This window comes from Streptomyces sp. NBC_00083 (assembly GCF_026343295.1).
GTDB lineage: Bacteria > Actinomycetota > Actinomycetes > Streptomycetales > Streptomycetaceae > Streptomyces.
On the sequence record NZ_JAPELY010000003.1, the window covers coordinates 1,046,124 to 1,065,667 of the forward strand.

Consider the following 19,544-nt stretch of genomic DNA (forward strand, 5'->3'; position numbering starts at 1 on the left):
GATCCTTTACGCGCGGCCGCCCCGCCCCGCGCAGTGGCGGGGCGGGGCGGGGGGAAGCGGCGGCTAAGGGGGCCGGGGTCAGAGCGTGTCGCCCGGTTCCGGCGGCAGCTGGTCCTCGGGCACGACGTGGACCGCCGCCTCCTCGGCGCCCGCCGCCCCCGCGTCGATGCCCTCGTCGGACGCGACGAGCTGCTTCGTGGTGTCGGCGCGGACCCCCTCGTCCGGCGCCACCAGGCGCCCGGCCCGCTCCGCGCCCGACTCGGGGTCGAGCGGCTCGCCCTCGCCGTAGGGCAGATCGCCGATCTCGTCGCCCGCGGGCGGCTCCGCGTCCGGAACCTCCTGGCTCAGCCGTTCGTCGAGGGACTCTCCCTCGTGCTGCTCGGCCGCCGTGACGCCCGTCTTCGTGACACCCAGGGGCTTCTCGGGCGGCGAGTACCCCTCGTCGAGCATGTCGTCATAGGTGCGCTCGTCGATCGCGTCCTGGAGGTCGAGCGGAGCGGCGTCCTGCTGCTCCTCGTTGCCGTCGGTGGGCTGATAGACGTCGTCCGCCATGCCGTCGTCGCTCATGACTTACCTCGTGGTTCCGTGGGTCGGTTCGATGCGGTCCGCGCGGGCGCCCGACAGCCGGGACATGCCGTATTCGTACGCTTTCCGCGCTTTCCGCTCCGGTCCCTGCCAGTGCCCGTGCCGCGCCCTCCCAAACGGGAACGACACGATCTTCCGGGCCGCGTCGCGGTGCCCGGACGGGTGAGCCGTGTCTCACCTGGACGGTGCCGCTTGTCTATGCAACTCGTTGCATAGAAGGATTCGGGTATGGCGCTTGAGCACGCGATTCTCGTCTCGCTGTTGGAGAAGCCGGGCTCCGGCTATGAGCTGGCCCGGCGGTTCGACCGGTCCATCGGCTACTTCTGGGCCGCGACCCATCAGCAGATCTACCGCGTCCTCAAGCGCATGGAGGGCGACGGCTGGATCGACGTCCGCGAGGTGGCGCAGGACAACCGGCCGGACAAGAAGGAGTACTCCGTGGCGGCGCCCGGCCGCGACGCCCTCGGGCGGTGGCTGCACGAGCCGATCGAGCCGGAGAGCGTCCGGCACGAGCTCGCCGTCAAGATCCGCGGAGCCGCCTTCGACGACCCGGCCGCGCTCCTTCGCGAGGTGGAGCGGCACCGCAGGGCCCATGCCGACCGGCTCGCACGCTATCTCGCGGGCGAGCGACGCGACTTCACCGAGGCCGAGGCTCCCGAACCCCCGGACGCGGGGCGGGAGTTGCAGCACGTCGTCCTGCGCGGCGGCATCGCGTACGAGCGGATGACGCTCACCTGGCTCGACGACGTCATCGCCACCCTGCACCGGCTCGGCGCCGGTCACTGATCCACGGCCGGCGGCCCGCGACCGGTGCCGGCCGCGAAGCCCGCACGCGTCCGTTCCGATGCGCGCCGCCCCCGAACCCGTCCGCTCCACGAGCACCTTCTCCCCAACTTCCCTAGCCGGAAAGGCAAATGACCGTGGCCGACCCGCTGCTGTTCAACCCGCGCACCTACGACCCGACGCACTTCGACCCCGAGACCCGCAGGCTGCTGCGCGCGACCATCGACTGGTTCGAGGAGCGCGGCAAGCGCCGGCTGATCGAGGACTACCGCACCCGTGCCTGGCTCGCGGACTTCCTCGCGTTCTCCGCCAAGGAAGGGCTCTTCGCGACCTTCCTCACCCCGGCGTCCGCCGCCGGGCAGGGGCAGGACGACAAGCGCTGGGACACCGCCCGGATCGCCGCGCTCAACGAGATCTTCGGCTTCTACGGGCTCGACTACTGGTACGCCTGGCAGGTCACCATCCTCGGGCTCGGCCCGGTCTGGCAGAGCGACAACGCCGAGGCCCGCGCCCGCGCCGCCGAACTCCTCGACCAGGGCGAGGTGTTCGCCTTCGGACTCTCCGAGAAGACCCACGGCGCCGACATCTACTCCACCGACATGCTCCTCGAACCCGACGGTGACGGCGGCTTCCTGGCCACCGGCTCCAAGTACTACATCGGCAACGGCAACGCGGCGGGCCTGGTCTCCGTCTTCGGCCGCCGCACCGATGTCGAGGGCCCCGACGGCTACGTCTTCTTCGCCGCCGACAGCCGCCACGAGGCGTACCACCTGGTGAAGAACGTCGTGGACTCCTCCAAGTACGTCAGCGAGTTCCGCCTGGCGCAGTACCCGGTCGGTCCCGGTGACATCCTGCACACCGGCCGTGCCGCCTTCGACGCCGCCCTCAACACGGTCAACGTCGGCAAGTTCAACCTGTGCACCGCCTCGATCGGCATCTGCGAACACGCCATGTACGAGGCCGTCACGCACGCCCACCACCGGGTCCTCTACGGCCGCCCCGTCACCGCCTTCCCGCACGTGCGCCGCGAGTTGACCGATGCCTATGTACGCCTCGTCGGGATGAAGCTGTTCAGCGACCGCGCCGTCGACTACTTCCGCTCGGCCGGCCCCGACGACCGCCGCTACCTCCTCTTCAACCCGATGACGAAGATGAAGGTGACCACGGAGGGCGAGAAGGTCATCGACCTGATGTGGGACGTGATCGCCGCCAAGGGCTTCGAGAAGGACAACTACTTCGCGCAGGCGGCCGTCGAGATCCGCGGGCTGCCCAAGCTGGAGGGCACCGTCCACGTCAACCTGGCGCTCATCCTGAAGTTCATGGGCAACCACCTCCTCGGCCCGGTCGAGTACGCACCCGTGCCGAGCCGCCTCGACGCCGCCGACGACGCGTTCCTGTTCCGCCAGGGGCCCGCGCGGGGCCTGGGTGCCATCCGTTTCCACGACTGGCGCACCGCCTTCGACGCCTTCGCCGATGTGCCCAACGTGGCGCGCTTCCGCGAGCAGGCGGACGCCCTGTGCGCGTTCGTCACCACCGCGGCGCCCGACGAGGAGCAGAGCCGCGACCTCGACCTCCTGCTCGCCGTCGGCCAGCTGTTCGCGCTGGTCGTGCACGGCCAACTGATCCTGGAGCAGGCGCACTTGACCGGCCTTGAGCAGGACGTGCTCGACGAGCTCTTCGCCGTGCTCGTACGCGACTTCTCGGCGCACGCCGTCGAGCTGCACGGCAAGGACTCCGCCACCGAGGCCCAGCAGGGCTGGGCGCTGGGCGCGGTGCGGCGTCCCGTGGTCGACGAGGAGCGCTCGGCCCGCGTGTGGCAGCGCGTCGAGGCGCTGGCGGGTGCGTACGAGATGGCGCCGTAACACCCTCCGTGGCACCCGGGCGCGGTTTTCCGCCGCCCCGGTCGACGCGAACAGAAGCTGGGCCCCGGTCGTCGACGCGACCGGGGCCCAGCTGTTTCCAGCCAATCACCGTGACGGATGGAACCCTTCCGCGGGAGGGCGGGTCGGGAGCGCCGGACCGTGCCGGGGGCCCCCGGGCGGCTCGGTGCACGGACCGGTGGGTCACGGCCGGGCCGGGCGCCGGGGACCGGTGTGCTTCGCCGGTGGGAATGTGCATATGCCAGGCGGCGTGCACGAACAGATGTGTGGGGCCCGGGTGTTCGCCCGAGCGAAGCGGAAGGCGGCGGCGCCCCGGTGGCTCCCCGTGCGGGGCGACGGCGGCACCGCCTCCCCGGCCTCTCGGGCGGGGGCGATCCCTCGCGAGGGGCGCGTACGCCAGGAAGCAATCGGTTTCTTTGCCGGGTGCTTACCGAGTTCGATTCCGGCCTCGGCGACCCACCTCTTGTGGCTCCGGCCGACGCCTGGTTAGGCTCCCGCTCGTTTCGATTCCTGCACATTTTCTTCGCAACCTGACCAACTGTGGGGTGGCTGTGCGTGAAACGGATTCCCCTGCGTCTCCGGGGACATCTGCGGCGCCGGCGGGGCTCTGATGAGCCCCGGCCTCGCCACCGCCGGGCGTGCTGCGCGCCGCCCTGTGCCGCGTGACGTCCGCCTCTTCTGGTGGGCGAACGCATCCGACGCGCTGGGCACCCAGGCGTCCGGAGTCGTGCTGCCCCTGCTGCTCCTCGGCCTCGGCCACTCCGCCGCGGTGGTGGGTCTCGTCGCGGGGGTGTCCACCGCGGCCGGGCTGCTCCTCGCCCCCCTGGCGGCGGTTCCGGCCGACCGGGGTGCGCGCAAGCCGGTGATGTTCTGGTCCGCCACGGTCTCCGCGCTCGCCATGGCCGGCGTCGCCGCGGCCGCCGCCGTGGGCAACCCGCCCCTCACCCTGCTACTCGGCGCGGTCCTGGTGGAGCGCTTCTCGACGGCCGTGTACGAGGCCGCCGCGGCCGGCACCGTGGCCATGATCGCCCCGCCCGCCGACTGCCCCCGCGTGGTGGCCGGGCTGTCGGCGGGCGAACAGGGCGCACTGATCCTGGGCCCCGCGCTGGGCGGCGCGCTCTACCAAGTGGCCCGCGCCCTGCCCTTCCTCGCGGACGCCGTGACGTATGCCGTCGCCGCCGGATGCGTACGAGCACTGGAGTCGGACCTGCGGCCCGGAACCCGCGCTGCCGCGCGGGCGACGACCTCGGGCATCGAGGGTCGCAAATCCGCCGATGCCGCCATCCCCAACTCCCCTCACAACAGCGGCGGTTCGCGGTCCGCCGCCCCCGAAGAGGCCCCGGTCGCCCCGGCTTCGCCCGCCGCCGGACCCGACGGCACCGGGACCCGCCGGCCGGGCCGCGTGTCCCGTGTCCGAGCGGAGCTCGGCGCAGGCCTCGCCCTCGTCCGCACCTCGCCCACGCTGCGCCTCGTCGTCATCTGGACCGCCACCGTCAACGGAGTGATCGTCGCCCTCTACTACGGCGCCGTCTTCACCCTCCAGAAGAGCGGCCACGGCGGCTGGCCGATGGGACTCGTCCTCGCGCTCTCCGGGGCCGCCGGGCTCGCCGGATCGCTCGCCGCGCCGCGCATCGCCGGCCGGTTCGACGCCGCGCGGCTCCTGGTGACGATCACCTGGCTGCTCGTCCCGCTCGCGGCCGGGCTCGCCACGGCCGAAGGGCCCTGGACGTACGGGGCGCTGTTCGGGGCGTTCTGCCTGCTGATGCCGCTCGTCGGCGTCGTACTCCAGTCCCGCGCCCTGCAGGAGACCCCGCCGGGCCTCCAGGCCCGCACGGGCGCGGTCCTCTCCAGCACCGTCGGCGGGTCGGCCGCGCTCGCGCCGGTGCTGGCCGGCGTGGCCGTGACCCGCGCGGGGACCGCCGCGCCCGCCGTGGTCTGCGCGGGTGCGCTGGCCGTGCTGGCCTGGTGGACGACCGTCGTGCGGGCCCGGCTGTCGGGGGCGATCGCATGACCGGGCGCTACCAGGTCTACCGGGCCGCGCTCCCCGAGGTGTGCGCCGCCGATCCCACCCGGATGGTGTTCACCGCCGACGCCGACGGCCGGTGCGAGGTGTTCACCTGGGACGCGGCCGAGCTGCGGGCCCGCCGGGTCACCGACCGCCCGCGCGGCACGCTGCACGGCGCGATCGACCACGACGGCAACGTGTGGTGGTTCGACGAGGACGAGCACGGCACCGGACGCTGGCGGTTCCAGCCGTTCGCCGGGGGACCCGACCTGCCCGGCCTCCTCGGCGTACCCGAAGGGGAGCCGCGCGGTCTCGCCGTCAGCGACGACGCGTTCGTCGCCATGGGCCTGGGGGATCCCCGGTCGACCACCGTGCACGCCGGCCCGCGCGGCGCGACGGGCCGCGAAGTGACGCGCGTCGACGGTCACGCCACCCTGTCCGGGATCACCCGCGACGGACGCCTCCTGTCGCTCAGCGCCGCCGCCGGCTCGGCGCGGGCGGTGACCGTGCTCGCCGCCGACGGCACCCTGCGGGCGGTCCTCGCCGGTGACGGCCCGCACGGCCGCCTCTGGTCGCTGGGCTTCGCCCCCGTCACCGACCGCGTCGAGCTCCTGCTGGTCCGCGAGAGCAACAACCGCTACGCGCTGGCCAGTTGGAGCCCCGACGGCGGGACCGTCACCCACTCCTGGTGCACCTTCGACACCGAGATCACCGCACACTGGCACCCCGACGGGCACTCGGTCCTCGTCCGCCAGGACCGGTACGGCCGCAGCACCCTGCACCGCGTACACCTGGCCGAGCGCACCGTCCGACCCGTACCGACCCCGCGCGGCACCCTGCTCGACGCCGCGCCCCGCACCGGCGACGACGTGCACTACCTCTGGACGGACACGGCGACCTCGCCCCGCATCGTCTCCACCGCCGGCACCGCGTTACCGCCCGGCCACGGCATCGACGCCCACGTGCCCGGCGAGCACCGGGACTTATGGACGGCGGGCCCCGACGGCCCGGTGCACTCGCTGCTCAGCCTGCCCGACGGGCACAGCCACCCGGTCCCCGCGGTGTTCCTGGTGCACGGCGGCCCCGCCGACCACGACCGGGACGCCTACGACGGAGTGGTCCACTCCCTCGTCGCCTCCGGATTCGCCGTCGTCCGCGTCAACTACCGCGGCTCCACCGGATACGGCCCGCGCTGGCGGCGCGCGTTCGGCGAAGGCGTCGGCCTCACCCAGATCGCCGACCTCGCCTCGGTCCGCGCCGACCTCGTCGAGCGCGGTGTCGTCCGCGCCGACGCGACCGGCCTGTGGGGCACCTCCTGGGGCGGCTACCTGGTGCTGCTCGCCCTCGGTGTGCAGCCCGAGCTGTGGCAGGCGGGCGTGGCCGTCAAACCGGTCGCCGACTGCGCGGCGGCCCACCGCACCACCACCCCCGCCCTGCGCGCCCTGGACGAGCGGCTGTTCGGCGGCACCCCCGACGAGGTGCCCGAACGGTACGAGCGGAGCTCACCCCTCCACTACGCCGCCGCCGTCCGGGCCCCGCTGCTGGTCGTCGCCGCGAGCCGGGACGTCAAGTGTCCGCCCGGCCAGGTGCGCGACTACCTCACCGCCCTGCACCACGCGGGCGTACGGCACGAGTCGATGTGGCTGGACACCGGCCACGACGGCTACGAAGCCGACGACCACGTGGCCGTACTGCGCCGTGCCGTGGTCTTCCTCGACCGCGAACTGCGCCGGCGGCGGCCCCGTGCCGCCGCCCCCATGACTCCCCGCTCCGACCGGGCCGGGGACAACGGACGGGTGTACTTGCCGGCGTCCGCCGGACAAGGCACCAGCCACACAGAGAGGAGTTCCTGTCATGCAGAAGGACATCATCCACAATGACCCGCTCGCGGGTGACGAGGAAAACCGCAAGCCGGGCATCGGCATCACGGTGACGGTTCCGTTCCGCAACGCCGAAGACGGCGACGAGGACTGATCCTCGTGTGCCGGCCCGGCGGTTCGCCGCCGGGCCGGCACAGCTTCGGCCCCTTGGCCCCCGGCCCCTTGGCCCCCGTCCCGTCACGTCTCCGCACCCACCGAGGAGCCGACATGCGTGTCCTGCTGGTCAATATGCCCTGGTCGCCGATCGACCTTCCCTCGCTCGCCCTCGGAATTCTCAAACGGAGCGTGGACGAACGAGTGCCCGGCGCCCGCGCCGAGGTCCTGCACGCCAATCTGGAATACACCGACTGGATCACCAAGCGCACCGAATTCACCGCCGAGGACTACGAGTACTACGCGCTCTCCTCCTATTTCATGGGCTGCGGCGACTGGGTGTTCTCCTCCGCCCTCTACGACGACCCCACGTGGCGCGACGAGGAGTTCGCTGCCGCGATGAAGGGCAAACTCCGCAAGTCCCGGCTGCACATGTCGCAGGAACTCCACCGCCAGGCACCGGAGTTCGTCGAGATGATCGCCCGGCAGATCGTGGAGTACGCACCCGACGTCGTCGGCTTCACCTCCACCTTCCAGCAGAACACCGCGGCCCTCGCCGCCGCCAAGCACGTCAAGCGTCTCGCCCCCCACATCGTGACCGTCATGGGCGGCGCCAACTGCGACGGCGAACAGGGCGAGGCCGTCCACCGCAACTTCCCGTTCGTGGACCACGTCATCCGCGGCGAGGGCGAGGCCGCGTTCCCGCAGCTCCTGACCGCCATCGCCGAAGGCGCCGGGGGCGACGAACTGGCCACCGTGCCGGGCCTGTGCCACCGCGACGCCGAGGGCAAGAGCATCGTCAACCCGATGGCGACGAGCCCGCTGCCGCCCGCCACCATCCTCGCCCCCGACTACAGCGGCTACTTCGAGCGCCTCGCCGCCTCGGTGGCCCGCAACTGGGCCGAGCCCAAACTCGTCGTCGAGGGAGCACGCGGCTGCTGGTGGGGCGAGAAGCACCACTGCACGTTCTGCGGTCTCAACGGCTCGTTCATGCAGTTCCGCTCCAAGAGCCCCGACACCTTCTTTGAAGAGATCATGGAACTGGCCCGCAAACACCGGGTCCTCGACATGTACCTCGTCGACAACATCCTCGACATGGGCTACCTCACCACTGTGCTGCCCCGCATCATGGAGAGCGGCTACGACCTCAGGATGCACATCGAGATCAAGGCCAACATGCGCCGCAGTCAGCTGCGCACCCTCGCCGAAGCCGGACTCATCTACGTGCAGCCCGGCATCGAGAGCCTCAACAACCGGGTGCTCGACCTGATGGACAAGGGCGTCAGCGGCTGCCAGAACGTGCGCATGCTCCGCGACGGAGCCGAGACCGGCCTCTCCGTCGCCTGGAACTACCTGCACGGCTTCCCCGGCGAGACGGCCGAGGACTACGACCCCGTCATCGCGCAGATCCCCGCACTGGAACACCTCGACCCGCCCGTCGACCTGTCCGCGCGCATCGCGATCGAGCGCTTCAGCCCCTACTTCAACCGGCCCGAACTCGGCTTCGACGGGCTGCGCCCCGAAGAGCACTACCGCTTCACCTACGACCTGCCCGAGTCCGAGCTCTACGACCTGGCGTACGTCTTCGAAGCGCCGCAGCGCGGCATCGGCGAGCCCACCGTCGGCGCGCTCAACAAGGCGCTCGACGCCTGGAAGAAGCAGCACGCCGACGCCCGGCTCACCCACGCCGACCTGGGCGACCGCATCGTCCTGGTGAGCCGGCGGCGCGCCTTCGCCTGGCGGGTGATGGAGCTGACCGACCCGTTCGAACTCGCCGTCTTCCGCCTCCTCGACCAGCCGCACGCGACGGCCGCGCTCACCCGCAAGGCGGCGGCCCGCGCCAAGGGCGCCGCGCGCGACGAGCAGGAGGTGCAGCGACTTCTGGACACCTGGGTCGAACTCGGCCTCGTCTTCACCGACGGCGGCCAGTACGTCCACATCGCGCCCTCCGCCGTCAACGAGGACCTGCTGCGCCTGGACTTCATGCGCCACGCGCAGGCCGCGCTCGACGCCGAAGCGAACCCCGACGCCGCAGGAGACGCCGACGCCGCAGCACAGCCCGCCCGGCCCGAGCCCGTCAGTGTCTGACCCGCGCGTCGTCGAGCCGCGCGTGTCCGGCACAGGAGCAGGAGGACAAGACCGATGAGCACCGCCCTCACCACCGCCACCGAGGCCCTCACGGTCTCCGCGTGGCGCGACTACGACCCCGAAGCGCGCGCCCTGCCCGGCATGTTCCTCGGCGACATCGAACTGGCCGGCCCCATGGGCGAGGAGAGCGACCGGCTGTGGGAGTCCGGCGTCCGCAGCGTCCGGCTGCACGACCCCGTCGACCTCGCCGATCTCACCGCCCCGGGCGCCGCCGACCGTGCCGTACGCCTGCTGAGTCTGGTGCGCGATCTCACGGCACGGGCCGTCCTCGTCGAGTGGAAGCTGCGCCTGGACCCGTCGGCGCCCGACGACACCTGGCGCGCCCTCAGCCATCTCCAGCCGCCCGCCGCCCTGCACGGCGCCGCCGACGCGGCCGCCGACCTGCGCCGCTGGCGCGAAGGGCACTACCTCTGCAAGTGCCTGTGGCGGCAGGGCCCCGGCTTCGTCCAGATCCGCGACCGCCGCTGGGGCGACCTGCGCCGCTTCACCGCCGAGGAGCCCGAGTACCAGCAGGTCATCGCGGACCTGACCTACGGCGCCCCCGCGGCATCGGTCCCGGCCGCCGTGCTCGCCGACTTCCTGGAGGAACGACTGGCGCTCCAGGTCGGCGACCTCGCGTGGTGGCTGCCGTACCGCGTGAGCCGCTGGATCCAGGAGGCCATGGCGATCTGACGGCCGAAGGCCGCTGACCAGCCCCGTCCGGCCGGTCACACCCGGGGCGCGGCGCATGACCCGTACAGGTGGTTTGCGCCCGCTTCGGGAGTGCCGCCGTCCGTGCCCGCAGGATGCTGGCCGCCTATCGGTCGGGCTCGTGGAGCGGCGTGGAGATGGTCATGGCGAACGGCACTGTCCTGCTGGCCCTGCGGGAGGACGCCCTCGGCGGCGGAGTCGACACGGAACAACTGCGCCGGATCGGCAAGGAGTTGGAGAACCGGGGGCTCGACGTCCGGTGGGCGCGGACCGCCGAAGGGGCCCGCGCCGCGCTGCGGACCGAGGCGGGCCTGACCGCGGCCATGGTGGCGTGGGACCTGCCGTCGGAGCGCGGCGGGACCGCCGTGACCGGCGCCCCGGACGGCGGAGACGGCACGGAGGCGGGGGGCGCCGCCGTGCTGCGGCAGATCTCCCGCCGGTTCAAGGACCTGCCGGTCTTCGTCGTCATGGCCGAGGACTCCGACCACGGCCTCGACCGGCTGCCGCTGTGGGTCGCCGAAACCGTCGTCGGATACGTCTGGCCGCTGGAGGACACCCCCTCGTTCATCGCCGGCCGCGTGGCCCACACCGCGCACGGCTACCAGGACGCCCTGCTGCCCCCGTTCTTCAAGGCGCTCCGGCGGTTCGACGACGCCCACGAATACTCCTGGCACACCCCCGCGCACTCCGGCGGCGTCGCATTCCTCAAATCCCCGGTGGGCCGGGCGTTCTTCGACTACTACGGTGAACGGCTCTTCCGTACCGATCTCTCCATCTCCGTAGGGGAGTTGGGCTCCCTCTTCGAGCACAGCGGCCCCATCGGCGACGCGGAGCGCAACGCCGCGCGGATCTTCGGCTCCGACCGCACCTACTTCGTCCTGCACGGCGACTCCACCGCCGACCGCATAGTCGGCCACTACTGCGTGACCTCCGACGAGATCGCCCTGGTCGACCGCAACTGCCACAAGTCCGTCCTGCACGGCCTCGTGATCTCCGGCGCCCGGCCGGTCTACCTCGTGCCGACCCGCAACGGCTACGGGCTGGCCGGCCCGCTCCCCGCCACCCAGACCGCGCCCGACGCGGTGGCCGCCCGGATCGCCGCCCACCCCCTGACACCGGGCGCGGTCTCACCCCGTCCCCAGTACGCGGTGATCACCAACTCCACCTACGACGGCCTGTGTTACGACACGGTGAGCACCGCACGAGCCCTCGCCCCCAGCACCCCGCGGCTCCACTTCGACGAGGCGTGGTTCGCCTACGCACGCTTCCACCCCCTCTACGCCGGCCGCTACGGGATGGCCGTGGGTCCCGATACCTTCGAGGGCGAGGACCGGCCTACCGTCTTCTCCACCCAGTCCACGCACAAGCTCCTCGCCGCACTGTCCCAGGCGGCCATGGTCCACGTACGGTCCTCGCCGCGCGCCCCCGTCGAACACGACCGGTTCAACGAGGCGTTCATGATGCACGGCACCACATCGGCGCTGTACCCGGCCATCGCCTCCCTCGACGTCGCCGCCGCGATGATGGACGGCCCGCAGGGGGAGTGGCTGATCAACGAGGCCGTCACCGAGGCCGTCCGGTTCCGGCAGGCCGTCGTGCGCACCGGACGCCGCATCGCCGACGCGGGTGACCGGCCCGCCTGGTTCTTCGGCGTCTGGCAGCCCGACACGGTCCCCGAGCCGGCCACCGGGGCCCGTACGCCCTTCGCGGACGCGTCCCCGGTGCTCCTGGCCACCGACCCGCACTGCTGGGAGCTCGATCCCGACGCCGACTGGCACGGCTTCTCGGGCCTGAGCCGGGGCCAGTGCATGCTCGACCCTATCAAGGTGACGCTGACCTGCCCCGGCGTCACGGCGGCCGGCGCGAGCGAACCGTGGGGCATCCCGGCCCGCATCCTCACCGCCTACCTCGCGGAGCGGGGCATCGTGGTGGAGAAGACGGACACGTACACCACGCTCATCCTCTTCTCCATGGGCATCACCAAGGGCAAGTGGGGCACGCTGATGGACGCGTTGATGGACTTCAAGGCGCTCCACGACGCCGAGACCCCGCTGCGGCAGGTGCTGCCCCGACTGGTCGAGAGCCACCCCCGGCGCTACGGCGACACCACCCTGCGCGGCCTGTGCCAGGACATGCACGAACACCTCACGCACGCCGACCTGATCGACGCCCTGGACACCGCCTTCCGCGACCTGCCCCACCCCGTCGTCCCGCCGCAGCGCTGCTACCAGCAGCTCATCCGGGGCGGCACCGAACGCCTCCGCCTGGCCGAGGCACCCGGCCGGGTGGCCGCCGCCATGGTCACCGTCACCCCGCCCGGCATCCCCGTCCTCATGCCCGGAGAGGCCCTGGGCGCCCCCGACGGCCCGGTCCTGCGCTACCTCGGCGCCCTGGAATCCTTCGACCGCGCCTTCCCCGGCTTCCACAGCGAGGCACACGGCGCGGTCATCGACCCGGACACCGGCGACTACCTCATCGAATGCGTACGAGAGGGGGCTTGAGGAGGACGAGCCGGCGTGCGGCCAGCCGGCCACGCGTGCGGGTCGACCCGGTCGCGTTCGGCCTCTCCGCCCGCTCCCTTCCGGCTCACGTCGGGGGTCGGTGCTGCACGTGGATGCGGACCAACGCCGAGGCCAGGCGCGGGAGTTCGTCGGCGGGGACGAGGCGTGCCAGGCCCTCGGCGGTGCCGGGAAGGCCCAGCGCGGCGGCGGCATCCCGTGCCCGGTCGTCGAAGAACGGCCGGAGTTCCGGCCAGAGGCCCTGCGCCTCGCGGCAGAAGATCCCCGCCCCGACGGGGCCGATCCGCGGCACCTCCTGAAGCAGCTCGCGTACGGCCCCCGGGTCGCCGTTCGCCTCGTCCCGCAGACGGCGCAGATCTCCGCGCCAGCGTCGCTGGACGACGGCGGCCCCCTCCAGCAGGGCCGTGGCGGTGCTCTCGTCATAGCGGCGGTAGTGCGCCCGGCCCAGGGCGTCCACGATCGTCTGCCACGGTGTGTCCGCCATGGCCCGAGGGGTGCGCAGCCGGGTGCGGAACAGTTCGCGTGCGGCGTCGGTAGCGATGTCCGCCTTGATCCGCGTCGAGCACAGGACGGCCAGGACCAGGAGTTGGTAGAGCGGGGACGGCTTGTCGCGCAGGGTGATGCCGGCCTCCTCGGCGTAGCTCCGTCCGTGCTCGCGCAGCAGCCCGGCCAGCGTGTCCTCGGTGGTCATCAGAGTCTCGCTCCTCGGGTGGGCAGGTCTCGGCGGTCGCTCCAGAACATAACCGCCGGGCCCCGCGACATCGCTGAGCCCCGGCCGTGCGCTGCGGGGCGCCGCCTGCCTCCGGAATCCGCGCGGACCCCGCGGCCCGCAGTGCGCCCGCGGGCGGCTAGCCCTGTGCCGTGGGGCGTACCACGATGTCGCCCACGTCGACGGTGGCCGGCTGCTCGATCGCGAAGGTGATGGCGCGGGCGATGGCCTCCGGCGGGATCGCGATCTTCGTCATGCTGTCGAGGATCTCGCTCTTCATCTCCGGCGCCATCGAGTCCGCGAACTCGGTGCGCGTCACACCCGGCGAGACGACCGTCACGCGCAGGTTGCCGCCGGCCTCCTGGCGCAGCCCCTCCGAGAGGGTGCGTACGGCGTTCTTCGTCGCGGCGTACACGGACTGGGTCGGCACGATGCGCAGCCCCGCCGTGGAGACGGTGTTGACGAAGTGCCCGAACCCTTGCCTGCGGAACACGGGCAGCGCGGCGGCGATCCCGTACAGGACGCCCTTGAAATTGACGTCGATCATCTCCTCCCAGTCCTCGACGCGCAGCTCGTCGAGGGGGGAGATCGGGCCGACGCCGGCGTTGCTGACCAGGACGTCGAGCCTGCCGTACCGGTCGCAGGCCAGGTCGACCAGGCCGTCGAGGTCCTGACGGCGTTTGACGTCCGTGGGGGCGTACGCGGCCCGGCCGCCGGCCTTCTCGATGCGGGCGGCCAGCGCTGCGAGGCGGTCGGGGCGGCGCGCGCCGAGCACCACCGTCGCGCCCCGCTCGGCGAGCAGCAGGGCCGTGGCCGCGCCGATCCCGCTGCTGGCGCCCGTGATCGCGACGACCTTGCCCTCGATTTCCGACATGGTGGATCCTCCCGGAGAAGAGATGGGTGCGGCGCATGCTCTACGGTGAAACCGGAGGCGCCGCCGGTTGGCTCCACACTAAGTGGAGGAGCCTCCACTTAGCAATGAGGGCGAGGGAGTGGGTCGTCGATGGCACAGGACACGGGGCGCCCGTTGAGGGCGGACGCGCAACGCAACAGGGACAAGATCCTCGCGGCCGCGGTGCGGGTGTTCACGGAGCAGGGGCTCGACGCCCACTACGAGCGCATCGCCAAGGAGGCGGGGGTCGGCACCGGCACCCTGTACCGGAACTTCCCGACCCGGGAGACGCTGATCGAGGCGGCCTACCGCAACGAGGTGGCCCGGCTGTGCGACGCCGTGCCCGGCCTCCTGGCCGCGCAGCCGCCGCGCGAGGCGCTGCGCATCTGGATGGGCCACTTCATCGATTACGCCACGGCGAAACTCGGCATGGCCGAGGCGCTCCGGGCCGTCGTCGCCTCGGGGAGCGACCCCTACGGGCACAGCCGCGAGATGATCCAGGCGGCCATCACCACGCTCATGGAGGCCGGTGTCACGGCCGGGGACCTCCGCTCCGACATCCGCCCCAGCGACATGTTCGCCGCCCTCGCCGGGATCGCCCTCACGTCGGCGGCCGCCGACCAGCGAGGCCAGGCCGAGCGACTGCTCGGTCTCACCCTCGACGGGCTGACCCCGCATCGGGACTGACCCCGCATCGGGGCTGACCCCGCCACGGCCCTGATACGTCCGCGCCCTGTGGGCGCCGCCCCCAGAGGGGTGCGGCGCCACACAGGGCGATGTCGCGACGGGCGCGGTTCACACCTCCAGGTCGGCCTCGATCTTCTTGAGCTGGTGGCGCGCCATGGCGAGGTTGGAGCGCTCCTTGTCGAGGGCCAGGTACAGGAAGAGTCCGTTGTGGTTGCGCCCCGTCAGGAGCCGGATCAGGTGGTACTGCGTGCCCAGCGTGATCAGGATGTCCTCGATCTCGTCCTTCAGGCCCAGCAGTTCCATGGTGCGCACCTTCGCCCGCACCACGTCGGTGTTGCCCGCGGCGGCCACCGCGAGGTCGAGTTCCTTGCCGCCGCCCAGCGTGCCGAGGGCCATGCCACTGCTGTAGTCGACGAGGGCCACACCGATGGTCCCGTCGATGCTGGTCATCGTTTCCTTGAGCGCGGCTTCCGTGTTGGCCATGGGATTCGTGCTTCCTTTCCGCTGTTTTCCGTCCGATGTGTTCCCCGGCCGGTCGGCACGGGGACGGGTGGGAGTCATGGGGTCTCCAGTCGGCCGAGGCTGCCGTCGACCAGGTCGCCGATCCGGGCGCCCGCCCGGCGTGCTTCGAGATGCAGCCGCCCCACGTTGATGCGGGGCTGGGCGAGGAGGGTGAGCACGGCGGACGAGCCCGCCGCGTAGGTGGCCACATAGCCGTCGTCGCCGCGCAACAGAAGCTCGCGGAAGGCGCCTTGGCCCGCGGTGTCGGTGAGCCGCTGGGCGACGCCGAGGGCCGCCGCGGTCAGCGCCGCGAGCGGCTCGGCCTCGTCCGTGGCGTCCTGCGCGAGCACCAGGCCGTCGACGCTGGCCGCCATCGCCCCGCTGAGCTGAGGCAACCGGACCCGCAGTCTGTGCAGTTCGGCGAGGACCTCCGCCTCTGCCGCCATCATCTGTCTCCTTTCGGCGCCGCGCTGCCTGCGCACGCGGATCACAGCGTGGCCTCCAGGCCGTCACGCAGCCTGCGCAGCAGAGCCACGTCCGCGACGGACTCCGCTTCCGTCGACGCCAGCGCCAGCGCCACCGGGGGCGGCACGTCCTGCCGCGGCGGCGCCGCGAGCGAGGTCTCGATGGCACCGCACGCCGCGAGACGGCGTACGTCGACCAAGGTGTGGAACGCCGGGCGGCCGAGCAGCCGCGCGATGTCCTGCGGCGTACGGACACCGTCGGCCAGCGCGAGCAGCGCCCGCTGGCGCGCGGTGACCGGCGCCCCGCCCAGTCCCGGCGTGGTCACCACCGGAGCGGTGTCGACCTCCGGGTGCGGCCAGAGCCGGAAGAGCAACTCCCGGCGCCGGGCGGCCTCGCGCGCCACCGAGCACGCCGGCACCGGCCGCACCGGACCGATCCAGTGCGCCACCCCGTAGCGGAACCGGGTGGGTCCGCTGCCGGGGGAGAGCGTGAAGAACGCCGCGTCGAACAGGGCGCCCAGGTGGCACAGTTCCAGCTCGCCGCCGGTGACCTGCCCGCTGTCGACCAGGAACCGGCCCACCGCGCCGCGCGCCCCCGCCTGGTCGATGGCCCACTGCCACCCCTCGGGGCGCAGCCTGCCGCTCACCGTGAGCAGGACGTCGATGCCGGGCGCCGCCGGACTCTCGGCGTGCACCACCTGGCCGTCGACGAGGTAGAGCGTGCCGCTGTCGCGCAGCAGCGCCCCGGTCGCCCGCTCGGCCACCAACCTGCTGAGCATCGGCGAGAGTTGACGTTCGTCGGTGGGGGGCGCCATGCGGATCACACCAGCACCAATCGCTCGGCGAGATCGCGCAGCCGCAGCCGGGCGAGGGCCAGGTTGCCCAGCTCGCGGTCGAGCCACAAGTACAGGAAGATGCTGCTGTCGTACGCCGTCCGTACGAAGCGCAGCAGGTGGTAGCCGCCCTGTGCCGTCACGAGCACGTCCTCCAGGAGCTCCTCCGCTGCGTCCCCCGATCCCGGTGCGAAGACGGGGTGTTCGACGGCGCTCCGCGCGAACTCGGCGGCCTCCGCGGCGGCCGCCTCGTGATCACCGCCCGGCGAATCGCCGATGGTGCCGAGAGCGAGCCCGCTGGTCCAGTCGACGAGAGCTGCCCCGAGCGCGCCGGGCAGCCGCATCGTCTCCAGCAGGCACTCGTCGATTCCGGGCACGCGGAGATCCCCTCCTTGGCGTCACGTGATGACAGATCGCCGCGGCACGACTCCGTTGCCGCAGTGACGGAGAAGTTACGCCCCGTGTCGCGAGAAGGAGGAACTTCTGGCATTTTCCAGTGGAACATGCCGCCGATGGCTACGATCCGCGCCGCGCGCGGTGCCGAGGGGCGCCCTGGAAGCGATCAAGTGCCGTGTGTGGGAACGGCATTCAGCCATTGAGCCATGGATGACCGGCCGCCGTCAGGCGGATCCGCGGGTCCCCGCGACGGGTTCGCCGGTTCGTCGGCCCCGGCGGTGTGCGGTCATGAGGACGGGTTCGGCCGCCCACAGCATGAACCGTTCGACCCGCGTCACCTCGTGTTCAGGTACGGGCGGCGACCGGAAGAGCCGAACGTGCCAACTGCGCCTCAACGGCGGCTGGTTCGGCTATCCCGCCGTCGCGCGGCCCGAATCCGAACAGAGCATGGGCAAATTTCGGCCGCCGAGCGATCCTCTCCGCTCCGAACCGCTCAGACGTGAACTGTCCCGGGCTCACGTGTTCATGACCGCTGCCGAGCCCGGACACGGAACCCACATTGACGATGCATCCCTGGCTGCCGCGGAGATGGGGCAGCGCCGCGCGGGAGGCGAAGAAGACGCCGTCCACATCAACGGCGAGGACATGGCGCCATGTTGCGGTGTCCATCTGCTCGACGGTGCCCGGCACGGCGACGCCGGCATTGTTGACCAGGACGTCCAGCCGGCCGTACTCCTCGGCGACGTCCAGGATCAGCGAGGTGATCGACGCTTCGTCCATCACTCCCCTTCGGTCGCTGGTGTGCGAAGTCCGGGCTGCCCCGCTCATCCGGGGTGCGACGCGCAAGGGTGCGCCTGGCGAAGGGGCACCGTGGTGTGCTGTCAAAGTGAGATCTCCGGCAGGATGGGAGCGGTGCACCATATTCTGTGCGGGCTCGCCGCCAATCCCGCTCTTCCGTCCCACCTGGTCGACCGGCTGATAGCCGTCGCGGACGGCGACCTGGCCCCGGCGCTGGCCGCTCGCGAGGACCTCAGCCGTGCGCAGGCGCGGGCGCTGGCCGCGCGCGGTGAGGAGTGCGCCGTACAGCTCGCGCACGCAGGCCGACTCGCCGTCGAGGACATCGACTCCGTAGCGCACCCCGATGTGGCTCTCGCCCTGCTGGACAACGGCGTTGGCGCCCCGGAGTGGGCGCGACGGCTCGTCGTGGAACCGGATGCGGAGCGCCGAGAGCGGCTGGCCGCCTGTCCGGACCTTCCGTCCGACGTGACGGAGAGGCTCGCCGCGGACCCCGTCGTGACGGTCGTGGCGGAACTCGCGCTCTGGAGCAGGGCATCGGACGTCGTCGCGGAGCTGGTCCGGCATCCGCACACCGCGGTGCGTCGTGCGGCGGCAGCCAATGAGGCGACCCCTCCGGACCTGCTCGCGGCGCTCCTCACCGACGGCGGAGTGCCGCCCGCCGCGCGGTGCGAGGTCTGCGAGCGCGAGCAGATTCCGTTCGTGCACGACCGCCATTGCCCGCGGCTCGACTGCACGCTGCCCGGCGGCGCCCGATGCGACGGCACCCACGAGTCGGCCGCGCACGCCGTCCACGCGGCGGCCCTGGGCAACCCCGCCACACCCGCCGGAGCCGTCGCCCCCTTCGCCGACCACGACTCGATGGTGCTCCGCTGGACCGTCGCCCGACGCCCGGGTCTGCCGAGCGAGGTGTACGAGCGGCTCGCCGCCGACCCCGTCCCCGGTGTGCGCGCCGACCTGGCGGAGAACCCCGCCGTCGGCGAGCAGGTGCTTCGCGCCCTGGGCGCCGATCAGGACAGCGACGTACGCCGCCGCGTCGCCCGCAATCCGTCGGTACCACTCGACGTACTGAGCGATCTCGCCGCAGCCATGAGGAAGGGGGGCGCACCGCTGCCGCGCATCGACGCGGCGACGCCCACCGAGACGGAGCGCCTGGCTCGATCGCCGCTCCCCGCCGTCAGGGCGCTGGTGGCGCGGCGGCGTGACCTGCCGGCCGCACTCCGCGACGCCCTCGCGGCCGACTCCGACGCGGGCGTGGTCGCCGCCGTCGCCCCGCACCCCGGGCTGCGCCCGGCGCAACTGCGCGCGATCCTCGACCGGCACGGCGTCCGGGTCGCGGCCCAGGTGGCGGCCAACCCGGACATCACGTCGGAACTCCTCGACGACCTCGCCGGCCGGCGACCCCCGGCACGCAAGGCGCTCCGCGCGATCGCCGGGCATCCCCGTGCGACGCCGGCCGCGCTGCTCGTCTGCCTCTCCGACGAACGGGCCAGGCGCACGGCCGCCGGGCACCCCGCGCTGCCGCCCGGGGCCATCTCCCATCTGCTGACCGACGACGACTGGCAGGTGGTCGAGGCAGCCGCAGCCAACCCATCCCTGCCGGGCGACGTGATGGCCGCGATGGCCAAGGCGGCGTCCATGCCCGATGAAGACATCAGGAGACGATGACGACGGTGACGGCCGA

Annotated in this window: 17 protein-coding genes; 9 read left to right on the plus strand and 8 right to left on the minus strand. The window is 72.4% G+C overall.

Going from position 1 to position 19,544, the window contains the following annotated elements; translation table 11 throughout:
• Positions 1–78: 78 nt before the first annotated feature.
• Positions 79–567, minus strand: a complete 489-nt coding sequence (locus OOJ98_RS28460; RefSeq protein ID WP_267057911.1) for a DUF5709 domain-containing protein — start codon at positions 565–567, stop codon at positions 79–81.
• A gap of 246 nt (positions 568–813) precedes the next feature.
• Between OOJ98_RS28460 and OOJ98_RS28465 the strand changes: the two genes are divergently transcribed.
• The 7 genes from OOJ98_RS28465 (at position 814) to OOJ98_RS28495 (ending at position 12,565) form a co-directional block, all read left to right on the plus strand.
• Complete coding sequence (locus OOJ98_RS28465; RefSeq protein WP_267057912.1) at positions 814–1,371, plus strand: PadR family transcriptional regulator; 558 nt, start codon at positions 814–816, stop codon at positions 1,369–1,371.
• Positions 1,372–1,505: 134 nt separating this feature from the next.
• Complete coding sequence (locus OOJ98_RS28470; RefSeq protein WP_267058271.1) at positions 1,506–3,230, plus strand: acyl-CoA dehydrogenase family protein; 1,725 nt, start codon at positions 1,506–1,508, stop codon at positions 3,228–3,230.
• Positions 3,231–3,858: 628 nt separating this feature from the next.
• Complete coding sequence (locus OOJ98_RS28475; protein WP_267057913.1) at positions 3,859–5,259, plus strand: MFS transporter; 1,401 nt, start codon at positions 3,859–3,861, stop codon at positions 5,257–5,259.
• A complete protein-coding gene (locus tag OOJ98_RS28480; RefSeq protein WP_267057914.1) occupies positions 5,256–7,133 on the plus strand; it encodes an alpha/beta fold hydrolase in 1,878 nt (625 codons plus the stop codon). Before OOJ98_RS28475 ends, OOJ98_RS28480 begins: the two co-directional genes overlap by 4 nt.
• A 207-nt stretch (positions 7,134–7,340) precedes the next feature.
• Positions 7,341–9,314, plus strand: a complete 1,974-nt coding sequence (locus OOJ98_RS28485; RefSeq protein WP_267057915.1) for a RiPP maturation radical SAM C-methyltransferase — start codon at positions 7,341–7,343, stop codon at positions 9,312–9,314.
• Between the two features lie 54 nt (positions 9,315–9,368).
• Entirely contained in the window at positions 9,369–10,046 is a 678-nt protein-coding gene (locus OOJ98_RS28490) for a DUF5825 family protein (RefSeq protein ID WP_267057916.1), read from the plus strand.
• Between the two features lie 161 nt (positions 10,047–10,207).
• Complete coding sequence (locus tag OOJ98_RS28495; RefSeq protein ID WP_267057917.1) at positions 10,208–12,565, plus strand: Orn/Lys/Arg decarboxylase N-terminal domain-containing protein; 2,358 nt, start codon at positions 10,208–10,210, stop codon at positions 12,563–12,565.
• Between the two features lie 85 nt (positions 12,566–12,650).
• Here OOJ98_RS28495 and OOJ98_RS28500 read toward each other — a convergent pair whose 3' ends face one another.
• Positions 12,651–13,274, minus strand: coding sequence for an endonuclease (locus tag OOJ98_RS28500; RefSeq protein ID WP_267057918.1), 624 nt, complete (start codon positions 13,272–13,274; stop codon positions 12,651–12,653).
• Between the two features lie 157 nt (positions 13,275–13,431).
• On the minus strand, positions 13,432–14,166 hold the full coding sequence (locus OOJ98_RS28505) for an SDR family oxidoreductase (RefSeq protein WP_267057919.1): 735 nt from the start codon (positions 14,164–14,166) through the stop codon (positions 13,432–13,434).
• 129 nt (positions 14,167–14,295) lie between these two features.
• Here OOJ98_RS28505 and OOJ98_RS28510 point away from each other — a divergent pair, with 129 nt between their 5' ends.
• Positions 14,296–14,871 (plus strand): TetR/AcrR family transcriptional regulator, encoded by a 576-nt coding sequence (locus OOJ98_RS28510; RefSeq protein WP_267057920.1) that lies wholly within the window; start codon positions 14,296–14,298, stop codon positions 14,869–14,871.
• A 108-nt stretch (positions 14,872–14,979) separates the two neighbouring features.
• On the opposite strand, the gene OOJ98_RS28515 is transcribed toward OOJ98_RS28510, so the two are convergent.
• From OOJ98_RS28515 to OOJ98_RS28535, 5 genes are all read right to left on the minus strand, one after another.
• Positions 14,980–15,354 carry a hypothetical protein gene (locus tag OOJ98_RS28515; protein ID WP_267057921.1) on the minus strand — a complete coding sequence of 125 codons (375 nt, stop codon included), beginning with the start codon at positions 15,352–15,354 and terminating at the stop codon, positions 14,980–14,982.
• A 74-nt stretch (positions 15,355–15,428) separates the two neighbouring features.
• Positions 15,429–15,818 (minus strand): roadblock/LC7 domain-containing protein, encoded by a 390-nt coding sequence (locus OOJ98_RS28520; protein WP_267057922.1) that lies wholly within the window; start codon positions 15,816–15,818, stop codon positions 15,429–15,431.
• Between the two features lie 41 nt (positions 15,819–15,859).
• Positions 15,860–16,651, minus strand: coding sequence for a transcriptional regulator (locus OOJ98_RS28525; protein ID WP_267057923.1), 792 nt, complete (start codon positions 16,649–16,651; stop codon positions 15,860–15,862).
• 5 nt (positions 16,652–16,656) lie between these two features.
• Positions 16,657–17,046: a hypothetical protein gene (locus OOJ98_RS28530; protein ID WP_267057924.1), complete on the minus strand. Its 390-nt coding sequence runs from the start codon at positions 17,044–17,046 to the stop codon at positions 16,657–16,659.
• A gap of 364 nt (positions 17,047–17,410) precedes the next feature.
• Positions 17,411–17,845: an SDR family oxidoreductase gene (locus OOJ98_RS28535; RefSeq protein ID WP_267057925.1), complete on the minus strand. Its 435-nt coding sequence runs from the start codon at positions 17,843–17,845 to the stop codon at positions 17,411–17,413.
• Positions 17,846–17,977: 132 nt separating this feature from the next.
• Here OOJ98_RS28535 and OOJ98_RS28540 point away from each other — a divergent pair, with 132 nt between their 5' ends.
• Positions 17,978–19,528, plus strand: coding sequence for a hypothetical protein (locus OOJ98_RS28540; RefSeq protein WP_267057926.1), 1,551 nt, complete (start codon positions 17,978–17,980; stop codon positions 19,526–19,528).
• The last annotated feature ends 16 nt before the right edge of the window (positions 19,529–19,544 follow it).

Coding starts and splice junctions, on each gene's coding strand:
- OOJ98_RS28460 (WP_267057911.1), bottom strand. CDS start 567: ATGAGCGACGACGGCATGGCGGACGACGTCTATCAGCCCACCGACGGC.
- OOJ98_RS28465 (WP_267057912.1), top strand. CDS start 814: ATGGCGCTTGAGCACGCGATTCTCGTCTCGCTGTTGGAGAAGCCGGGC.
- OOJ98_RS28475 (WP_267057913.1), top strand. CDS start 3,859: ATGAGCCCCGGCCTCGCCACCGCCGGGCGTGCTGCGCGCCGCCCTGTG.
- OOJ98_RS28480 (WP_267057914.1), top strand. CDS start 5,256: ATGACCGGGCGCTACCAGGTCTACCGGGCCGCGCTCCCCGAGGTGTGC.
- OOJ98_RS28485 (WP_267057915.1), top strand. CDS start 7,341: ATGCGTGTCCTGCTGGTCAATATGCCCTGGTCGCCGATCGACCTTCCC.
- OOJ98_RS28490 (WP_267057916.1), top strand. CDS start 9,369: ATGAGCACCGCCCTCACCACCGCCACCGAGGCCCTCACGGTCTCCGCG.
- OOJ98_RS28495 (WP_267057917.1), top strand. CDS start 10,208: ATGGCGAACGGCACTGTCCTGCTGGCCCTGCGGGAGGACGCCCTCGGC.
- OOJ98_RS28500 (WP_267057918.1), bottom strand. CDS start 13,274: ATGACCACCGAGGACACGCTGGCCGGGCTGCTGCGCGAGCACGGACGG.
- OOJ98_RS28505 (WP_267057919.1), bottom strand. CDS start 14,166: ATGTCGGAAATCGAGGGCAAGGTCGTCGCGATCACGGGCGCCAGCAGC.
- OOJ98_RS28510 (WP_267057920.1), top strand. CDS start 14,296: ATGGCACAGGACACGGGGCGCCCGTTGAGGGCGGACGCGCAACGCAAC.
- OOJ98_RS28515 (WP_267057921.1), bottom strand. CDS start 15,354: ATGGCCAACACGGAAGCCGCGCTCAAGGAAACGATGACCAGCATCGAC.
- OOJ98_RS28520 (WP_267057922.1), bottom strand. CDS start 15,818: ATGGCGGCAGAGGCGGAGGTCCTCGCCGAACTGCACAGACTGCGGGTC.
- OOJ98_RS28525 (WP_267057923.1), bottom strand. CDS start 16,651: ATGGCGCCCCCCACCGACGAACGTCAACTCTCGCCGATGCTCAGCAGG.
- OOJ98_RS28535 (WP_267057925.1), bottom strand. CDS start 17,845: ATGGACGAAGCGTCGATCACCTCGCTGATCCTGGACGTCGCCGAGGAG.